The organism is Pseudarthrobacter sp. Y6, assembly GCF_050156205.1.
Lineage (GTDB): Bacteria > Actinomycetota > Actinomycetes > Actinomycetales > Micrococcaceae > Arthrobacter.
Genome location: NZ_CP189574.1, coordinates 3,708,017 through 3,725,000 on the forward strand (window position 1 = coordinate 3,708,017; position 16,984 = coordinate 3,725,000).

The window sequence follows — 16,984 nt, forward strand, 5'->3', positions numbered from 1 at the left end:
CCCCCGCGGCCGCCGATTTCGCATCCGGGCCCGGCGTCGGCTATCCTTGTAAAGTTGCTTTTGCAGCGGATCGGGATGTGGCGCAGCTTGGTAGCGCGCGTCGTTCGGGACGACGAGGTCGCAGGTTCAAATCCTGTCATCCCGACCAATTGAAAGAGGGTCTCCCCCAGGGGAGGCCCTCTTTTGTGTCTCCCGGCTGTCAAGTAGCCGGACAGAGAATGGTCAAGTGCCCGGGCAAAGAAATAGCCCCGAGGCATGATGACCATGCCCCGGGGCCGCGCCTCCTGAGAGGATTCCTTACATCGGGTCCGGCCAGTTGCCCACGGTGGTGGTGTAGGTCTTGTCCTTGTCCTTGACGGGCTTGGACATGGGATCGGGCCAGTTGCCAACGGCTACGGACACGCCGGTGGTGTCGGCGATGGAACCTGCCGACAGGACAGCCGGAGCCGCCGCAGAAAATGCCAAGGCCGCAGCGAGTACGCCAGCGGCCGCAATCTTCTTCAACATATAAGTTCCTCAATACGAGTCGGATTCGTTACAAAGTCAGCACTGTCCTTGTTGACATACATTGTAAAATGTTTTCCACAGGGACTGTCAAGCATTGAGTACAAAGACTGTCCAGAATTAGGAGGAAATCCCGTGGGCAACGGATTCGGGGAGAAGCTCCGGGCGGAGCGTCTCGAACGTGGGCTGACACAGGCCGAACTGGGCAAGGACCTGTATTCCCCCAGTTATATCTCCCTCCTCGAAACCGGCCGCCGTGAGCCGACGGCCGAAGTGATCGAGGAGCTCGCCCGCAGGCTGGAGCTGGCGCCCAAGGCGCTGGAAGCCTGGAGCCAACCCATCACAGTCAGCGACGCCGAGTACGTCCTGGCCGGTCTCTACGCACGCCAGGCCTGGGACCTCAGGGACTACCCGCTGGCCGCCACCCACGCGGCCACCGCGGCCCAGATAGCCTTGGAGGGCAAGAACACCAGCGCGTGGTGGAACATGACCTACATGCAGGCCGAATGCCTGATCAAACAGGGCAACTGGCAGGAATGCCAGAAGATCATGCAGCACCTCCTGGAGCACCCGATGGCCACGGAGTCTGCCGGCCTCGCCGTCCGTGCCCGTCAGATGCTCGCCGCTATCTGCCAGGGACAGGGCCAGCTGAGTACCGCCGTGGAGCATGCGCTGGTGGCCGTACAACTGTGCGGCCAGCTGCCCAACGGATCCACCCTGATCATCGGCGCCTACCGTGCGCTGATCGGCGGGCTGGCGGAGAGCGGCCGCCTGGACGAGGCCTGGAAATACTGCCAGGCCATGAATGACCAGATGGACGAGCACTCCATGTCCCAGCTCGCCGGTGAGGTTGCCTGGGTGATCGGCAACGTGGCCTTTATGCGGCACGATTACCCCGAGGGCATCAGGTACCACGAGCGCGCCGCCCGGATGCTGTCGCCCGCCAATGACATCGATCTCTGGGCCCGTTTCAACAAGGCCTCGGCCGCCGTCCGGCTGTCCTCCGGAATCGTAGAACCGGAAACACTTTCCAGCATCGAGCGCGCCGAGCTGGCGCTGTCCATTGTGGGCGGCAACAAGAGCGACGAGCTGGAAGTTGCGTTCATCCGCGCCCGCTGGCTGTATCTCACCGGCGACATCGTGGCTGCCATCAACAAGCTCCGGGAGATCCACGCGGAATCCGGGGCGCTGGCCAGGCACACGGCAGGGGAAGTTTCACTCCTGCTGGGCAAGTCGCTGAAAGCCGCCGGCGAGTCCGACGAAGCCCTGGTCTACCTCGAAGAAGCGCAGAAGGCCTTCAGTGCCGCGGGAGCCTCGGACCGAGTCCAGCAGGCACTTGACGCGGTCCTTGAGATCAGGCTTGCCCAGCAGCGGGCCGCCGCAGCAGCGAAAAACGCCAAGGCAAGCTAGGATCGGGCCCGGCCGGAAGCCGGGCCCGTCACGGGTTTCCTAGGCGAACGTCCGGCCGGTGATTTTTTCGTAGGCCTCGACGTAGCGGCTACGGGTCCGGGCCACAATGTCTGCCGGCAGGGCGGGCGGTGGCACATCGGAGGACCGGTCCCAGCCCGATTCGGCCGACGTGAGCCAGTCGCGCACATACTGCTTGTCATAGGAAGGCTGCGCCTTGCCCGGCTCGTACGTGGCCGCATCCCAGAAACGCGAGGAATCCGGCGTCAGGACCTCATCGCCCAGGGTGATGGCCCCGGACACGGCGTCGTAGCCGAACTCCACCTTGGTGTCGGCAAGGATGATGCCGCGTTCGCGGGCGATCTTCTCGGCGCCCGTGTAGATCTTGAGGGTCAGCTCGCTGAGGCGTGCGGCGATGTCGTCCCCCACCATGGCCACAACATCGTTGTAGGAGATGTTCTCGTCATGCTCGCCCACCTCGGCCTTGGCAGACGGTGTGAAGATCGCCTGCTCCAGCCGGGATCCGTCCACCAGGCCCGGCGGCAGCGGAATCTCGCAGACCGTCCCCCTGGCCTTGTACTCCAGCAGTCCGGAGCCGGTGAGGTAGCCGCGGGCAATGCATTCCACGGGGAACATGTCCAGCTTCCTGCAGATCATCGCGCGGCCTTCAACGGCCGCGGGAACGCCGTCTTCCACGGTGGACGCCAGCACGTGGTGGACCACGTCAAGCTGGTCGAACCACCACAGGCTCAGCTGCGTGAGGATGCGGCCCTTGTCCGGGATTTCGCTGGCCAGTACGTGGTCGTAGGCGCTGATGCGGTCGCTTGCCACCACCAGGACGCAGTCCTGGCCCACCTGCTGGCGGATGGCTTCGTCGGCCGGTTCGTAGAGGTCGCGTACCTTGCCGGAGTAAACGTGCTTCCAGCCTGGCAGGTCCAGGGTTTCCGTGCTGAAGCCGCGGGGCTGCTGTGGTTCCTGACCGGAGTTCTCAGTCATGTTATGCCTTCGCCTTCGTGACAGGGAGCGCTCCGGTGGCCAGGGCCGTTACCTTGATTTCGCCGCGGGCGGCTTTGCGGCCGATGTCCGTCCGGAACTGGGAGCCGTCCAGCTGAACCAGCTCCACGCCGTCGTACGCCCGTTCCCGGGCCTCCACCAGGTCGCTGCCGAGAGCAACGACGGCGAGCACCCGGCCGCCGGCGGAGATCACCTTGCCGTCGTCGTCGAGCGCGGTGCCCGCGTGGATCACGTGCACGCCGTCGAGCTCATCCACCTTCTTGAGTCCGCGGATGCGGTCACCGGTGCGCGGGGAGTCCGGGTAGTTTTCGGACGCGACGACGACGGCGACGGCCGTCTCCTTGGACCAGCGCAGCTCGTCTGCCTTGTCCAGTTCGCCCTTGGCGGCTGCCAGCAGCAGCGCACCGAGGGGGGTTTTGAGCCGGGCCAGCACGGCCTGCGTCTCGGGGTCGCCGAAGCGGACGTTGAATTCAATGACGCGGGTGCCGCGCGTCGTCAGCGCCAGACCAACAAACAGCACACCCACAAACGGGGTGCCGCGGTTCGCCATCTCATTGACCGTGGGCTGGGCCACCCGGTCGATGACCTCCTGGACCAGTCCGGCGGGAGCCCATTCCAGCGGGGTGTACGCACCCATGCCGCCGGTGTTGGGGCCTTCGTCGTTGTCGAAGATGCGCTTGAAGTCCTGCGCCGGGGACAGTGCCACGGTGTTGCGGCCGTCGCACAGGACAAAAACGGAGACCTCGGGGCCATCGAGGAATTCCTCGATCACCACGGTTCCGCCGGCGTCGAAGCACGTCTGCGCGTGGGCCAGCGCTTCGTCGCGGTTGTTGGTAACCACCACGCCCTTGCCGGCTGCGAGGCCGTCGTCCTTCACCACGTAGGGTGCGCCGAAGGTGTCCACGGCCGCCGCGGCTTCCATGGCGTTGGTGGCCACCATCGCCATGGCCGTGGGGACTCCCGCTTCCGCCATGACTTCCTTGGCGAATGCTTTGGAGGCTTCCAGCTGGGCCGCGGCCTTGCTGGGGCCAAAGACCGGAATGCCGGCGTCGCGGACGGCGTCGGACACCCCGGCAGCAAGGGGAGCCTCGGGGCCCACCACCACCAAGTCCACGCCGAGCTTGGTGGCAAGCGCCGCGACGGCATCGGGATCATTCCCGTCAATGTTGTGGGTGGGGACCAGCTTGCTGATGCCGGCGTTGCCGGGAGCTGCATGGACCTCGGAAACGTTGGGGTCGGCGAGCAGGGAGCGGACAATGGCGTGTTCGCGGCCTCCAGGGCCAATGACGAGTACCTTCACAGTCTCCAAGGGTACTTTGTGCACCCTGCCCTTTCCTAAGGGGGTGGTCCTAAGCTCTGTCCTCGCCCGGCCATCCCTGCGGCCCGCCGCAACGAATCCAAGGCATGAAGAAGCTTCTGAAGTGGCTCAAGGATCCCGCCGCAATGGCCGCGCTGGCAGGCGTGGCGGCTGCCGCCGTCGTACTTTCCGTTGCGGAACTGATCGGGGCGTTCTTTACCGCCCGGGCTACCCCGGTGATCGCGCTGGGGTCCACCTTCATCGACTTCACACCGCTGTGGATGAAGAACTTTGCCGTCGAAACGTTCGGCACCAATGACAAAGCAGCCCTTTTCGCGGGGATGGGCCTGACCATCTTCCTGCTGGCCTGCGTGCTGGGTGTGGTGGCCTACCGCAAGTGGGCGCTGGGCGTGGCAGGCGTGCTGTTGATGGGCGCGGTGATCGTGGTCAGCGTGGTGACACGGGCCAGCGTGAAACCGTTGGATGCCATCCCCACCGTGCTGGGTACAGTGGCCGGGCTGGTAGTGCTGCGGCTGCTGATCGCCCCGCTCTGGCGGCTGAAGTCCTGGCCCGAGGCACCCGCCGACACGGGTGCCGAGGAACCTGACCGGCCCGCCACCAGCCGCCGCCGCTTCTTCGCCGCCGCCGGAATCACAGTGATCGGCGCCGGCATCGCGGCCACAGGCGGACGCCTGCTCAGTGCCGCGCGCAGCAACATCTCTAAGGCCCGCGAAGCCCTGCAGCTGCCCACCCCGGCAAAGGCCGCCGCGGCTGTGCCCGCCGGTGTCCAGTCCCCCGCTGCCGGCGTCGGCCCGTGGCTGACCCCGAACGGTGACTTCTACCGGATCGACACCGCCCTGAGCGTTCCGGAAATCAACGCCGCTGACTGGGAGCTCCGGGTGCACGGGCTGGTGGAGCAGGAGGTCCGCCTCACGTTCCAGGACCTGCTCGACGCCGACCTCATCGAATCGCACGTGACCCTCACCTGTGTCTCCAATCCCGTGGGCGGCAACCTCGCCGGGAACGCACGCTGGCTCGGGCTGCCCATCCGCGAGGTCCTCAAGCGGGCACGTCCCAAGGACGGCGCGGACATGGTGCTGTCGACGTCGATCGACGGCTTCAGCGCCTCCACGCCGCTGGAGGTCCTGCAGGATGACCGCGACGCCATGCTGGCGATCGGCATGAACGGCGAGCCGCTGCCGCTCGAGCACGGCTATCCGGTGCGGATGGTGGTGCCCGGGCTGTACGGTTTTGTCTCCGCCACCAAGTGGGTGGTGGACCTGGAAGTCACACGGTTCGCGGACAGCAAGGCCTACTGGACCCAGCGCGGCTGGTCCGAGCGCGGCCCCATCAAGACCATGGCACGGGTGGAAGTCCCGAGGTCCTTCGCCAAGGTGCCGGCCGGCCGGGTGGCGATCGGCGGCACGGCATGGGCGCAGACCCGTGGCATCACCAAGGTGGAAGTCCAGATCGACAACAACCCCTGGGCCGAGGCCGTCCTGTCCACCGAGGCGTCCCTCATCACGTGGCGCCAGTGGTCCTTCGACTGGGAAGCCACGCCCGGACCGCACTACATCAAGGTCCGCGCCACCGACGGAACAGGCGAGGTCCAGACCGATCAGCGGGCCGATCCGGTACCCGACGGCGCCTCCGGCTGGCAGTCCGTCATGGTCACCGTGGAGTAGCCCGGCATTCGACGATTCCGCCCCTAGACTGGCAACATGCCGCACAACCCGCATGCCACGTTCACCGTGGACTCCGCCGTCGAACTCGCCGTTGTTGAACGAAGCGGTTTTGTGGAGTCCCGGCACATTGGCTCCGCCGTCGTACTGTCCGCCGACGGGTCCGTCGTCACCGAACTCGGCGACATCCGGACCCCCTTGTACGCACGGTCCGCGCTCAAACCGCTGCAGGCCTTGGCGTCCATGCAGTCCGGAGTCCCCCTGCGCGGCGCGCAGGTGGCGCTGGCCTGCGGCAGCCACGTAGGTTCCCTGGACCATATGGATGTGGTGGAGGGGATGCTCAAGGCCGCCGGCGTCCGGGAGGACCAGCTCCAGTGCCCCGCTGCCTGGCCCCAGGACGAGACGGCCCGCAACTGGATGGTGCGTTCCGAGCGGGGAAAATCGAAGCTCGCCTTCAACTGCTCCGGAAAGCACGCCGCCTTCCTGTGGGCATGCACGGAAAACGGCTGGGACACCCACAGCTACCTTGAGCCGAACCATCCCCTGCAGCAACGCGTCCGCAGCGTGATCGAGGAGTACACCGGCGAACGCATCGCGCACCTGGGCATTGACGGGTGCGGCGCCCCCGTCGCCGCTATCTCGCTGACCGGGCTGGCCCGCGCATTCTCGATGCTGGCGAAGGCTCCTAGCGACAAGACCTCCAACGCCCGCGCCGCCACCATCGCCACGTCCATGCTCGACTACCCGTGGGCCGTCCAGGGCCGCGGCGAGGCCAACACCATCGTGATGGACGAGCTGGGCATCATCGCCAAGATCGGCGCCGAGGGCGTCCTGGCCATGGCCACACCCCAGGGTGTCTCGGTGGCCATCAAGATGCTGGACGGGAACCTGCGCGCCACCTCGCTGGTGGGCCTGACCCTCCTCGCCGCGGTTGGCGCCGTGGATATCCCTGGCGTCTCCAGCGTCCTGGAAAAAGTGGTGGCCCCGGTGATGGGCGGCAGCCACGAGGTGGGCAAGATCCGCCTGGGTCCGGCCGTGTCCGCGCTCCTGGACTGACATGGCTGTAGCGCGCCGTCGGATCGGCATTGAAGAAGGCACTGCGGCACTGGCCGCCTGGCAGGAAGCCGCCGCGTCGCCGTCGGACGTTCCACTCCCCCGCAACGTCACGGCCACGGCCGTGCGGTACACACTGGAGGAGGTGACCGCGCGGGCGCCGGGGAATTCGGTCGAAGTGCGGGTGCCGCCGTTCGGCGTCACCCAGTGCGTGGAGGGGCCGCGGCACACCCGCGGAACCCCGCCGAACGTGATCGAGTGCGACGCCGCCACCTGGCTTGGGATGGTGACCGGCAAGTTGAGCTGGGCCGACGCTGTCGCGGCGAACAGGGTGTCCGCCTCCGGTCTGCGCGCTGACCTCTCAGCGCTGCTGCCCCTCTGACCCCGAGTTTTTGTCCACTTATTGGCCCTTCCGGACGATTTTCGGCGCGTTATCTGCCCAAAAACTCTCAGCGCTGCCAGCCCTGTTTGCGGAGCGCCTGTTTCACCCGGGTTACCACCCAGCCGGCGCCATAGGCCATATCAATTCTGTTGATCTTCACCTGCCGCCACCCGGAGTCGGCCACCCGCTGATCGCGGTACGCGTCCAACGCCTGCTGTTCTGGCGTCAAATGGTGCAGGCCCTCATATTCGATGCACGTCCTGAACCGGGCGCAGCCAAGATCCGTCCACACTGGCCGGCCCAGAATGTCGTCAACGGGGAAGTTGGGCAGGAACTCCGGCAGCCCGGCGTCGTCCAGCATCAGGCGGAGCACAGTTTCCCGGGGTGAATCGACGCCGGCGCGCAGGGATTCGAGCGCGATCCTAGCCTTGCGTACACCGTGGATGCCGTTGGCGTTGGCCACAAACGTCCGGAGCTCAGGCAGGGGAACCATGGCCACCCTTGGCGTGCCGAACGTCCGGGCGTGCTCGCTGACGATCGCATCGCCGGCAACAATGAGGTCCTCCAGAGGCAGGACCGACCCCAGGTCCACCCAAGTCCTCGCTGGTGAGGTCAACAGCAATCCGTCGACGCTGATGATGTCGCCGTCGCGGATCCGGAGCCGGTGGCCCGCCACGCCCCTGCGCCGGGGCAGCGTCCCGGCGTTACGGCGCGAAAGGTGCAGGAAGCGGCCGGGCTCCCGGAAGTGAGGACCGCTTTTCTTGCCCCATGGAACAGGTTCGACGACGGCTGTCACCGGGCCGCCGTCGTCGGGCCTGAACTGGGCCCACGGCGGCAGGGGAACGCCGAGAACCTCCGCTGCCGTCATAAGACTGGCGAAGGTGTCCTCATCCAACTGGGTGTGGGACCTCGCGAGTGCATGGAGACTGTGCTTGCAGGATTTTGGGACGCGGATTCCGCGGCTTGGCAGGTGGAGGTCGCCGCCGAGCAGCCGGCTCGCGGGGATGCCCGCCAAGGCGGCCTCGGTCAGCGTAAACGGCCTCGCGCCGATCTGTTCCGGTAGTGGCTGCAGTCTGCTCATAGTCCATTGAGGCACCCATCGCGCGGCAGTATTGAGTTATCCACAGGGCGACTTCCCCGACACGGAGTTTTTGTCCAGATAATGGGGTCGACGGGTCCGATTTAGGGGATTATCTGGACAAAAACTCTGGGGGGCTGACGGGTGGGTCAGGCCGGCGGCGTCAGCAACCTGCCGATGGCGGTTGCCTGCAGGTTCTCCAGAATGTCCCGGGGGCCGTCGTAAATCTCGGCCGCACCGGCCTCCCGCAGCTCGGCGGCGCTGGTCCCGCCGCAGGTAACGCCAATGGCGGGGATACCCAACGCGGCGGCGGCCTGCATGTCCCACACCGCGTCGCCCACGTAGACGGAGTCGGCCGCCAGGACGCCGACCGCCTCAAGCGCCGCCACGAGGATGTCCGGGGCAGGTTTGCTCGCCTTGGCATCGTCGGCACTGGTGGCAGCATGGATCAACGAGTCCGCGCCGAGGGCTTTGCGGGTGGCCGCCAGGTCTTGCTTGCGCGCCGATGATGCCAGTGCGACGGCGAGTCCCCCTGCGTGGCACTGGGCAAGCAACTCCTTGGCGCCGTCGAACGGACGCAGCGACGGCCAACTCAGGGCGAAGATCGCTGCATGGCTGGCCAGGATCTCGACGTCCGCGTTCCTGTCCCGGCCAGCGGGAAGAAGGGTGTCAACCAAACGGTCTCCGCCCATCCCAACGCACCGGTGGATGGAGGCCATGGGGACGTCATGCTGGTGTTGGCGGAACGCCTGCCACCACGCCAAGGTGTGGATATAGGCGGAGTCCACCAAGGTCCCGTCGACATCAAAGAGTACGCCCCACCGCCGTCCGCGGGCCAGGGCATGGCTTTGGGTGACCATCACCCTGCTACGGCGCGTGCAGCCCCGGACACCTTCTTGCCGCGGGCAGCCGCATTATCCTTCGGGGAGGACACGGGGCCAGTCCGGTCCCGGATGATTGCTCCAGCGCGGTTGCTGCTGTAGTCCCTGATCAAGCCCGTACCGGCAATCTCGCGGGCCATGCCAATGCCGGCGACGGCGGCGCGCTTGGTTGGAAAGGTCACCGAGATAGCGATCAAGTTTCCTGAACCGTCCAGCATCCGTACCCTGTAGCCGCCGTCAGGCGCATCCACCAGCTCAAAATGTCCGGCCATTACAACCACCCCTCGTTCAGTCACGGCGCTGTGCCTTTTAGGAGCGCTCCGCGAGTTTAGTAAGTATACTTACCTCTCCTCCGGGTTCCGGGGGAGAGGTGTATCACTGGGGCGAACTGTATCCTGATGAAGCTCAAGAGCGCTTGTCACAAGCGCGAAGTGACTGAAGGCCTGGGGCGTATTGCCCAGTTGCCTCCCTGCCCCGACTGCCCATTCCTCGCTTAGCAGGCCCACATCGTTGCGCAGTTCGAGGAGCCGTTCGAAGAGTTCGGTGGATTCCTCGGTGCGCCCTGCGCCCAGGAGCGCCTCCACCATCCAGAACGAGCACGCCAGGAAAACGCCTTCGGCCCCCGGGAGTCCGTCGTCGCTGTCGGCCGGACGGTAACGCAGCACAAAACCGTCTTCGGTGAGTTCGCGCTGGATCGCGTCGATAGTCCCCAGCACCCGGGGATCATCAGGCGGGAGGAAGCCCACCCGCGGGATCAGCAGGAGGCTGGCGTCCAGTTCGGGCCGCCCGTATGACTGCACGAAGGTGTTGCGGGCAGGGTCGAAGCCGTTGGCTATGACGTCCCGGTGGATGGTGTCGCGAAGGGCCTCCCAGCGTTCCACGGGGCCGGGCAGGCCGAAGTCGCGGACGCCCTTGACCATCCGGTCGGCGGCCACCCAGGCCATGACCTTGGAATGCGTGAAATGGCGCCGCGGTCCGCGCATCTCCCAGAGTCCGTTGTCCGGCTGGTCCCAGATGGTCTCCAGATGCTGCATCAGGGCAACCTGAACGTCCCAGGATTCATCCGTGTGTTTCAGCAGCGAATTCCGGGTCAGGGCCAGGCAATCGAGCACCTCGCCCCAGACGTCCAGCTGAAGCTGCTCCGCGGCGCCGTTCCCGATCCGTACCGGTTTAGACCCCTCATACCCGGCAAGCCACGGCAGTTCCATCTCCGGAAGCCTGCGTTCGCCGTGGATCCCGTACATGATCTGCAGGTCGGCCGGATCGCCTGCCACAGCACGGAGCAGCCAGTCACGCCACGCGGCAGCCTCGGTGGTGTAGCCGGCGGCCAGCAGCGCCTGCAGCGTCATGGTGGCGTCCCGCAGCCAGCAGTAACGGTAATCCCAGTTGCGGGGACCGCCGAGCTGTTCCGGGAGGGACGTGGTGACGGCAGCGACGATGCCGCCCGTGGGAGCGTAGGTAAGGGCCTTAAGCGTCACGAGTGAACGGACCACGGCATCCTGGTACTTGCCTTCGACGGTGCACTGGGACGCCCAGCCGCGCCAGAAGGCCAGGGTTGTGCCCAGAACTACCTCGGCGTCCACCGTGTGGGGGCGGGGAACATGGCTGGGCGCCCAGGTCAGGACAAAGGAAACGCGCTCCCCCGCCTGGACTGTGAAGTCACTGACGGAGTGCATATTCTCGCCGTGAAGGGGCGCCTTGGTGACAAAGTAGACGGCGTCGGGGCCGGCGATGGCATGCAGGCCGTGTTTGTCCCGCCGCACCCAGGGAACGATGTGCCCGTAGTCGAACCTCAGCGCCAGTTCGCCGTGCATCCTGACGCTTCCGCTCACGCCCTCGACGATCCGCACGATGTCCGCCACCTCGTCGCGTGGCGGCATGAAGTCAATAACCCTGACAGTGCCCTCCGGCGTATCCCATTCTGTTTCCAGGATCAGGGTCCTGTCCCGATAGCCGCGCCTGGTGCAGGTACCGCCACGCTCGGGTGCCAGCAGCCAACGTCCGGCCTCCGGCGTATCCAGGAGCGCGTTGAAACATGCCGGGGAGTCGAAGCGCGGCAGGCACAGCCAGTCGATGGAGCCCTCGGTGCTGACCAGGGCGCCGGTATGGAGGTCGCCGACAACTGCATAATCTTCAATGCGCGCCATGCCCATACCCTGCCACACGGATTGCCGATGGGGTTGGGTACGCACTCCGCCTTCCTGATTGAAGGCTGACGTCACGGACGACGGCGGGACCGCCTGACGTGCCCGACGCGCGGCTGCGCTGTGGCAGAGTGGTAGGCATGGACAGGGCTCCTCAGAACGCACCGCAGAACACTCCGCACCCAGCACCACTGTCCGGCACCCAGCTTTTCCGTCTGGCGCACCGGATCTCCAACGTCGTCAACGGCGTCCGCATCCGGCTCGCCAAGCGCTGGAATTTCATGTCACAGACCATTGCGTACCAGGGCTACGGTTCAACCGGCTGGGTACGCGTGCTTGGCCGCGTCCTCCTGACCCGGAGACCCGCCCCAGGCAGCCGCGCCGAACACGCAGCCCGGAACGGCACGCAGAACGTCCGCGGATGGCGGGCCTTCACCAGCGTCCCGGTGCAGTACACCGAGGTTGAGATAACCATCGGCGGCGTCACCACCCGGGTCAAGGCAGACCGGGGCGGTCTGATCGACACGGTGGTGGACGTGAAGCTCTCCCCCGGCTGGCACACCGCCGTTCTGCGGGCTGAGGGAACAGAACCCGTGGAGACGCTGATCCAGGTGATCGGGGCCGACGCGAAGTTCGGCATTGTGTCCGACATCGACGACACCGTGATGGTCACCGCCCTGCCCAGGCCGTTCCTGGCACTATGGAACACCTTTGTACTGAGCGAACGGGCACGGATGGCCACGCCAGGGATGGCGGTCCTGCTGGACAGGCTCACCCTTGAACACCCGGACGCACCGGTCATCTACCTGTCGACAGGTCCGTGGAATGCCGCCCCCACCCTGGCGCGGTTCCTGAACCGGAACATGTATCCTTCCGGCGCCCTCCTGCTCACCGACTGGGGCCTGACCCAGGACCGCTGGTTCCGCAGCGGGCAGGAGCACAAGCACCGCAACCTCGAACGCCTTGCCAAGGAATTCCCGGACGTGCGCTGGCTCCTGATCGGCGACAACGGCCAGCACGACGAACAGATCTACTCAGGCTTTGCCCAGGGAAACGCCGACAAAGTGGCGGCCATCGCCATCCGGCAACTCTCCGTCAGCGAGTCCGTCTTCGCCGGCGGGCACTCCGAGGACGGCGACCACACCACCTCGGTGGTGCCCTGGATCTATTCGCCCGACGGCGCGGGGATGGCCAAACAGCTCAAGGTCCTGGACCTTCTCTAGCCCCAGCAGGCCAGTAGCCCCGCCAGGCTAGGCCGTGGCACCCGAGGTGGTCACGTCGTCGTCGGGCGCTTCCGTTATGTCCGGTTCCGGGCTGGCGGCCTGCGCGACGGCGGCACCCGCCGCCGCGGCAAGGTTCCGCTCCTCGATGAGCTCCTGAAGCCAGAAGTAGGACGCCTTCGGCGTGCGCTCCAGGGTCTCGAAATCAACATGCAGCAGGCCGAACGGCTGGTTGTAGCCTGCCGACCATTCGAAATTGTCCATGAGTGACCACACGTAGTAGCCGCGGAGGTCAATGCCCTCGGCGTCGCCGCCGGGAGCCGTGGCTTTCAGCGCTGACTCGATGTGGTCCGACAGGTATTTCAGCCGCCGCTCGTCCGGAATGAAGGTGGTGTTGGTGGACTTGTCGCGGACGATGATGTCCTCAAAACTGGCCCCGCCCTCAGTGATGATCACCGGTGGCAGATGCGGGTACCGCTCCGCCATTTCCTTCAGCGCCACCCGCATGTACTCGGGCTTCACCGGCCAGCCATAGGAGGTGATGTCCGCTTCGGGCCAGGCCTCGACGTGGAACGGCGTGGAGCCGTTGCCGGCCGCACTCAAGTCACTGCCCAAGGCCTCCGCCATGCTCGCCGGCACAGCCCCTTCACCAGGACCGAAAGCCACCTTCGTGGGCATGTAGTAGTTCAGGCCGTAGAAATCCAGCGGCTGCGAGATGATCTCCATGTCCTCGTCCGGATGGTCGAACGAGCCGAAGAACTTCGCGGCGCGGATGAGATCCGGATACTGGCCCGTCAGGACGGGGTCCGCATACAGCCGGTTCTGTGCGATGTCCATCAGGCCCGCACTGATCCTGTCCAGGGGGTTGATGGAATTCGGGACCATGGGCGAGTACACGTTGGTCATCCCGATCTCGCCGGGAACCCCCGCCGCCCGCAATGCCTGCATGGCGAGCCCGTGGCCCAGCAGCTGGTGGTGCACGGTGGGCAACGCGTTGAGCATAAGCGCTTCGCCCGGTGAGTGCAGGCCCATGGTGTAGCCGTTGGTGCTGACCGTGGCGGGCTCGTTGATGGTGACCCAGCGGGCAACGCGGTCGCCGTACGCAGCGGCGGCGATCGCGGCGAACTCCCCCAGGCGGTAGGCGATATCGCGATTCATCCAGCCGCCGGCGTCGTCCAGTGCCAGTGGAGTGTCCCAGTGATAGAGGGTGACCATGGGCGAAATCCCGTTGGCCAGGAGCTCGTCCAGGAGCCGGTCGTAGAACGCCAGCCCGGCAGGATTGACCGGCCCGCTGCCGTTGGGCTGGATCCGCGGCCAGGACAGCGAGAACCGGTACGAGTCGACGCCCAGCTGCTTCATGAGTGCCACGTCGCCGCGCATGCGGTGATAGTGGTCGCAGGCTACGGCCGGACTGTGGCCGTCCACGATGGCTCCATCCTTGGCCGAAAACACGTCCCAGCCCGCCGGGCCCCTGCCGTCCTCGGTGAGCGCGCCCTCTATCTGGAAGGCTGCGGTGGCCACCCCCAGCGTGAAGTCCGCAGGGATGAGGGCGGCCAGGTCCTTGGCGGAAATGTGCATGGAGTCAGCCTTCTTATGCGGGAGAAAATGTCGAACGGGTAGCACCCAGAATGGCACATGGAAGCGACGCTGAGGAGGGGGCTGCTAGGGTCTGTGCATGGATGAAAAACTGGGGAAGTTCATCGACGATTTTTCCGAGCTGGTTCAGCTGGCGCAGGCCGGAAACTACCGGCAGCAGGCGGGAAAACAGCTGCTTGAGGCGCTGACGGAGCACCTGGGAGAGCCGGCTGAGGGCCTCTCCGTAGTGGTGGAAAACATCCCGCCGCACCGGTTTGTGGACGCGGACATCCTGATGGCGGAGTTTGCGGGCCACGATCCGGACAGCCGGCTGGTGGGCATCGGCGGAGCCCAGCGGCACCACCAGACACTCAGCGACATGGTGCAGCAGTCGCAGCTGTTTCCCCAGTTCCCGCTCGCCCAGCCCGACTACACCAACCTTGCGGTAGGGCCAGACACACAGCGACAGGCTGTGGCCATGGGGCTCTGGCTCTTCAGCTTCGAAGGACACCGGCTGGCGGTCTTTCAGCGCGACGCGGACCCGCGGACGGGGCGCCAAACCGCCACCTTGGAAGTACTGGCCGCCGGGCCGCGAACAGCCACGGAATTCCTGGCGGAGTTCCGGCTCCGGATGGACAACAACAGCGTCCTCAAGGGCCAGGTCATATCCCTGGTCATGTCCGAGTATGGTCCGAGCACCGCGGGGGTGACGTTTCACCACCGCCCCAGCCTCCCGGCGTCGGACGTCATCATGCCCGACGGCCTGCTGCAGAAGGTTGCGGACCACACCGTGGGCATCGCCACGCACCGGGCGTCCCTGAAGCAGCACGGCCAGCACCTCAAACGCGGCATCCTGCTGTACGGCCGGCCCGGGACCGGCAAGACGCACACCGTGCGGCACCTGCTGAGCCAGAGTGAAGGCGCGACGGCGATCCTCCTCTCCGGCGGGTCGCTCGCCAGGATCTCGGAGGCGGCTCGCATGGCCCGGGCACTGCAACCCTCGATCGTGGTGCTGGAGGACTGCGACCTGATTGCCGAGGACCGCAGTTTCGGGCACGGGCCGCAGCCGCTGCTTTTTGAGGTGCTCGACGCAATGGATGGCCTGGATAACGACGCCGACGTCGCGTTTGTGCTCACCACCAACCGGCCGGACATGCTGGAGCGGGCGCTGGCGCAGCGCCCTGGCCGGGTGGACCTCGCCGTGGAGATCCCGCTCCCGGCCCATGCCGAGCGGGTTCGGCTGCTGGAACTGTACGGCCGCCTGGTGGCCTTCAGCCCGGCGGCGCTCGATGCCGCCGCGGAACGGACGGCGGGAACCACCGCATCCTTCGCCCGGGAACTGGTCCGGCGCGCCGTGGTGGCTGCGGCGCTGGATGACGCGCCGGTGTCCGATTCCCATCTGGCGGCCGCCGTGGAGGACCTGATGGCCGACGCCGAAACCCTCACCCGCAGCCTGCTGGGCAGCGGCACGGACGCGGCCGGTTCGCCTGGTTTCCCGGTGCCCGGCATGCCTGCTCCGGGCATCCCTGGGCCGGGCTTCCCCGGGCCTGGCATGCCTGGGCCGGGCCGCTCAGGATCCTAGGCCGCCCGCCAGCCGGTAGGACTCCTCCAGCAATTCACCGAGCTCCTCAACGCCGATGCGGGCCAGCCGGACCAGCACCAGCTGCGGCGAACGCTCATGGTGCGGGGTCCAGAAATAGGTACCGGGTTCCGTGCCGGCCAGTGCCTCCCGCTCGGTGGTCTTCACCGTCAGTACGCCGTCCTCCCACATGCGCGCCATCAGGGTCTTCGCGAACCAGGCGGGCTGGTTCCAGCTGCTGCGTTCGGTGACACCGGGCAGTGCCAGGCACTTCCGCCGCACGTCGTCCTCGGTTGACTTCGTGGCTACTCCCCCGGTGCGTCGGCTTTGGAGAGCTCGCCCGTGATCCGTTCGCCGGGGATCCGGGCGGTCCGCCACGTATCCAGGGCGATCACTGCACCCAGGATCAGCACGGAGATGGTAATCGAGGCCAGCGCATCGCTGAGCCAGTGGTAGCCGAGGTACAGGCGGCTCAGCGATGCCAGGACTATGCCGATGCCCGCGCCAACGAAGCCGACGACGGCCGACCTCGGGTTTTTCCGTCGCGAGAACACCAGGAACGTTGTCACCAGCAGGAAGTCACAGGCACCCAGCACGTGCCCGGAGGGGAACGAGAAGGTGTGGTCGGCGCCGAACAGCATCAGCTCCACCGGGGGCCGCGAGCGCTGGACGATCGCCAGGATGATCTGCGATATCACCACACCGGTGAGCATGGCGGCGGCGAGCACGATGGGCCGCCAGGCGTGCTTGGCCGCGAACCCCCAGACCACCGTCACCACCAGCACGATAATGGGCAGGGCAACGGGGCCGAAGACCACCGCAAGGAAGATCATCACAGCTGTGAGGGTGTCTGACCGGAGTGAGAGCAGCCAGTCGCGGATGGGTTCGTCAGGACCCCAGGGGCCGGTGTGGCTCTGCACAACACCCACCAGGGTGGCGATGAACAGCAGGGCCCCCACACCGATGAGCACCACAGCGGTCCGGTACAGAGCCTTGCGCGCGGCCGGTTCCATGAAACGTTCCTCCACCACGAACTTGTCATTGAAGGTCCGCCAAAGACTGTTCTTGCCTGCCTGCTCTGCCACTGTGGTTTCCTTCCGTGCGCCGTTGCTGAGTGCTTAAGGTGAAGATTATCCCTTATGCCCTGCGTTGGCCCACCCCCCCGTCA

The 16,984-nt window shown here is 66.2% G+C and carries 16 protein-coding genes and 1 tRNA gene; 7 read left to right on the top strand and 10 right to left on the bottom strand.

The features are described from left to right. Positions 1–71: 71 nt before the first annotated feature. Positions 72–148, top strand: a tRNA-Pro gene (locus ACQCSW_RS17790). 149 nt (positions 149–297) lie between these two features. On the opposite strand, the gene ACQCSW_RS17795 is transcribed toward ACQCSW_RS17790, so the two are convergent. Continuing rightward, positions 298–507, bottom strand: coding sequence for a hypothetical protein (locus ACQCSW_RS17795; protein WP_354251055.1), 210 nt, complete (start codon positions 505–507; stop codon positions 298–300). 132 nt (positions 508–639) lie between these two features. Between ACQCSW_RS17795 and ACQCSW_RS17800 the strand changes: the two genes are divergently transcribed. Continuing rightward, positions 640–1,914: a helix-turn-helix domain-containing protein gene (locus ACQCSW_RS17800; RefSeq protein ID WP_426987992.1), complete on the top strand. Its 1,275-nt coding sequence runs from the start codon at positions 640–642 to the stop codon at positions 1,912–1,914. Positions 1,915–1,953: 39 nt separating this feature from the next. Here ACQCSW_RS17800 and ACQCSW_RS17805 read toward each other — a convergent pair whose 3' ends face one another. Then, complete coding sequence (locus tag ACQCSW_RS17805) at positions 1,954–2,907, bottom strand: phosphoribosylaminoimidazolesuccinocarboxamide synthase (RefSeq protein ID WP_426987994.1); 954 nt, start codon at positions 2,905–2,907, stop codon at positions 1,954–1,956. 1 nt (position 2,908) lies between these two features. Continuing rightward, positions 2,909–4,225 carry a phosphoribosylamine--glycine ligase gene (gene purD / locus ACQCSW_RS17810; protein WP_426990728.1) on the bottom strand — a complete coding sequence of 439 codons (1,317 nt, stop codon included), beginning with the start codon at positions 4,223–4,225 and terminating at the stop codon, positions 2,909–2,911. A gap of 104 nt (positions 4,226–4,329) precedes the next feature. Here purD and ACQCSW_RS17815 point away from each other — a divergent pair, with 104 nt between their 5' ends. Genes ACQCSW_RS17815 through ACQCSW_RS17825 form a run of 3 tightly spaced genes read left to right on the top strand, consistent with a single transcriptional unit; the run spans position 4,330 to position 7,339 of the window. Continuing rightward, positions 4,330–5,907 (top strand): molybdopterin-dependent oxidoreductase, encoded by a 1,578-nt coding sequence (locus ACQCSW_RS17815; RefSeq protein ID WP_426987996.1) that lies wholly within the window; start codon positions 4,330–4,332, stop codon positions 5,905–5,907. Between the two features lie 36 nt (positions 5,908–5,943). Then, positions 5,944–6,960 carry an asparaginase gene (locus tag ACQCSW_RS17820; protein ID WP_426987998.1) on the top strand — a complete coding sequence of 339 codons (1,017 nt, stop codon included), beginning with the start codon at positions 5,944–5,946 and terminating at the stop codon, positions 6,958–6,960. 1 nt (position 6,961) lies between these two features. Continuing rightward, complete coding sequence (locus ACQCSW_RS17825; protein ID WP_426988000.1) at positions 6,962–7,339, top strand: sterol carrier family protein; 378 nt, start codon at positions 6,962–6,964, stop codon at positions 7,337–7,339. Positions 7,340–7,406: 67 nt separating this feature from the next. Here the strand turns inward: ACQCSW_RS17825 and ACQCSW_RS17830 are convergent, their stop codons facing one another. The 4 genes from ACQCSW_RS17830 to ACQCSW_RS17845 all read right to left on the bottom strand — a co-directional run bounded on the left by ACQCSW_RS17830 (position 7,407) and on the right by ACQCSW_RS17845 (position 11,445). Beyond that, positions 7,407–8,420 (bottom strand): hypothetical protein, encoded by a 1,014-nt coding sequence (locus ACQCSW_RS17830; RefSeq protein ID WP_426988002.1) that lies wholly within the window; start codon positions 8,418–8,420, stop codon positions 7,407–7,409. Between the two features lie 146 nt (positions 8,421–8,566). Then, complete coding sequence (locus tag ACQCSW_RS17835; protein WP_426988004.1) at positions 8,567–9,277, bottom strand: HAD family hydrolase; 711 nt, start codon at positions 9,275–9,277, stop codon at positions 8,567–8,569. Then, positions 9,277–9,570 (bottom strand): YegP family protein, encoded by a 294-nt coding sequence (locus ACQCSW_RS17840; RefSeq protein ID WP_426990729.1) that lies wholly within the window; start codon positions 9,568–9,570, stop codon positions 9,277–9,279. Before ACQCSW_RS17840 ends, ACQCSW_RS17835 begins: the two co-directional genes overlap by 1 nt. Before the next feature lie 69 nt (positions 9,571–9,639). Continuing rightward, complete coding sequence (locus ACQCSW_RS17845; RefSeq protein ID WP_426988006.1) at positions 9,640–11,445, bottom strand: glycoside hydrolase family 15 protein; 1,806 nt, start codon at positions 11,443–11,445, stop codon at positions 9,640–9,642. Between the two features lie 137 nt (positions 11,446–11,582). On the opposite strand from ACQCSW_RS17845, the gene ACQCSW_RS17850 reads away from it, so the two are divergent. Beyond that, complete coding sequence (locus tag ACQCSW_RS17850; protein ID WP_426988008.1) at positions 11,583–12,665, top strand: App1 family protein; 1,083 nt, start codon at positions 11,583–11,585, stop codon at positions 12,663–12,665. 27 nt (positions 12,666–12,692) lie between these two features. On the opposite strand, the gene ACQCSW_RS17855 is transcribed toward ACQCSW_RS17850, so the two are convergent. Further along, positions 12,693–14,240: a GH1 family beta-glucosidase gene (locus ACQCSW_RS17855; RefSeq protein ID WP_426988010.1), complete on the bottom strand. Its 1,548-nt coding sequence runs from the start codon at positions 14,238–14,240 to the stop codon at positions 12,693–12,695. Positions 14,241–14,337: 97 nt separating this feature from the next. Here ACQCSW_RS17855 and ACQCSW_RS17860 point away from each other — a divergent pair, with 97 nt between their 5' ends. Then, positions 14,338–15,819, top strand: coding sequence for an AAA family ATPase (locus ACQCSW_RS17860; RefSeq protein ID WP_426988012.1), 1,482 nt, complete (start codon positions 14,338–14,340; stop codon positions 15,817–15,819). Here the strand turns inward: ACQCSW_RS17860 and ACQCSW_RS17865 are convergent. Together ACQCSW_RS17865 and ACQCSW_RS17870 are read right to left on the bottom strand one after the other, a co-directional pair. Beyond that, positions 15,808–16,098, bottom strand: a complete 291-nt coding sequence (locus ACQCSW_RS17865; protein WP_354251066.1) for an MmcQ/YjbR family DNA-binding protein — start codon at positions 16,096–16,098, stop codon at positions 15,808–15,810. The genes ACQCSW_RS17860 and ACQCSW_RS17865 overlap by 12 nt on opposite strands. Positions 16,099–16,121: 23 nt before the next feature. Next, complete coding sequence (locus ACQCSW_RS17870) at positions 16,122–16,829, bottom strand: phosphatase PAP2 family protein (RefSeq protein ID WP_426990731.1); 708 nt, start codon at positions 16,827–16,829, stop codon at positions 16,122–16,124. Positions 16,830–16,984: the final 155 nt, after the last annotated feature.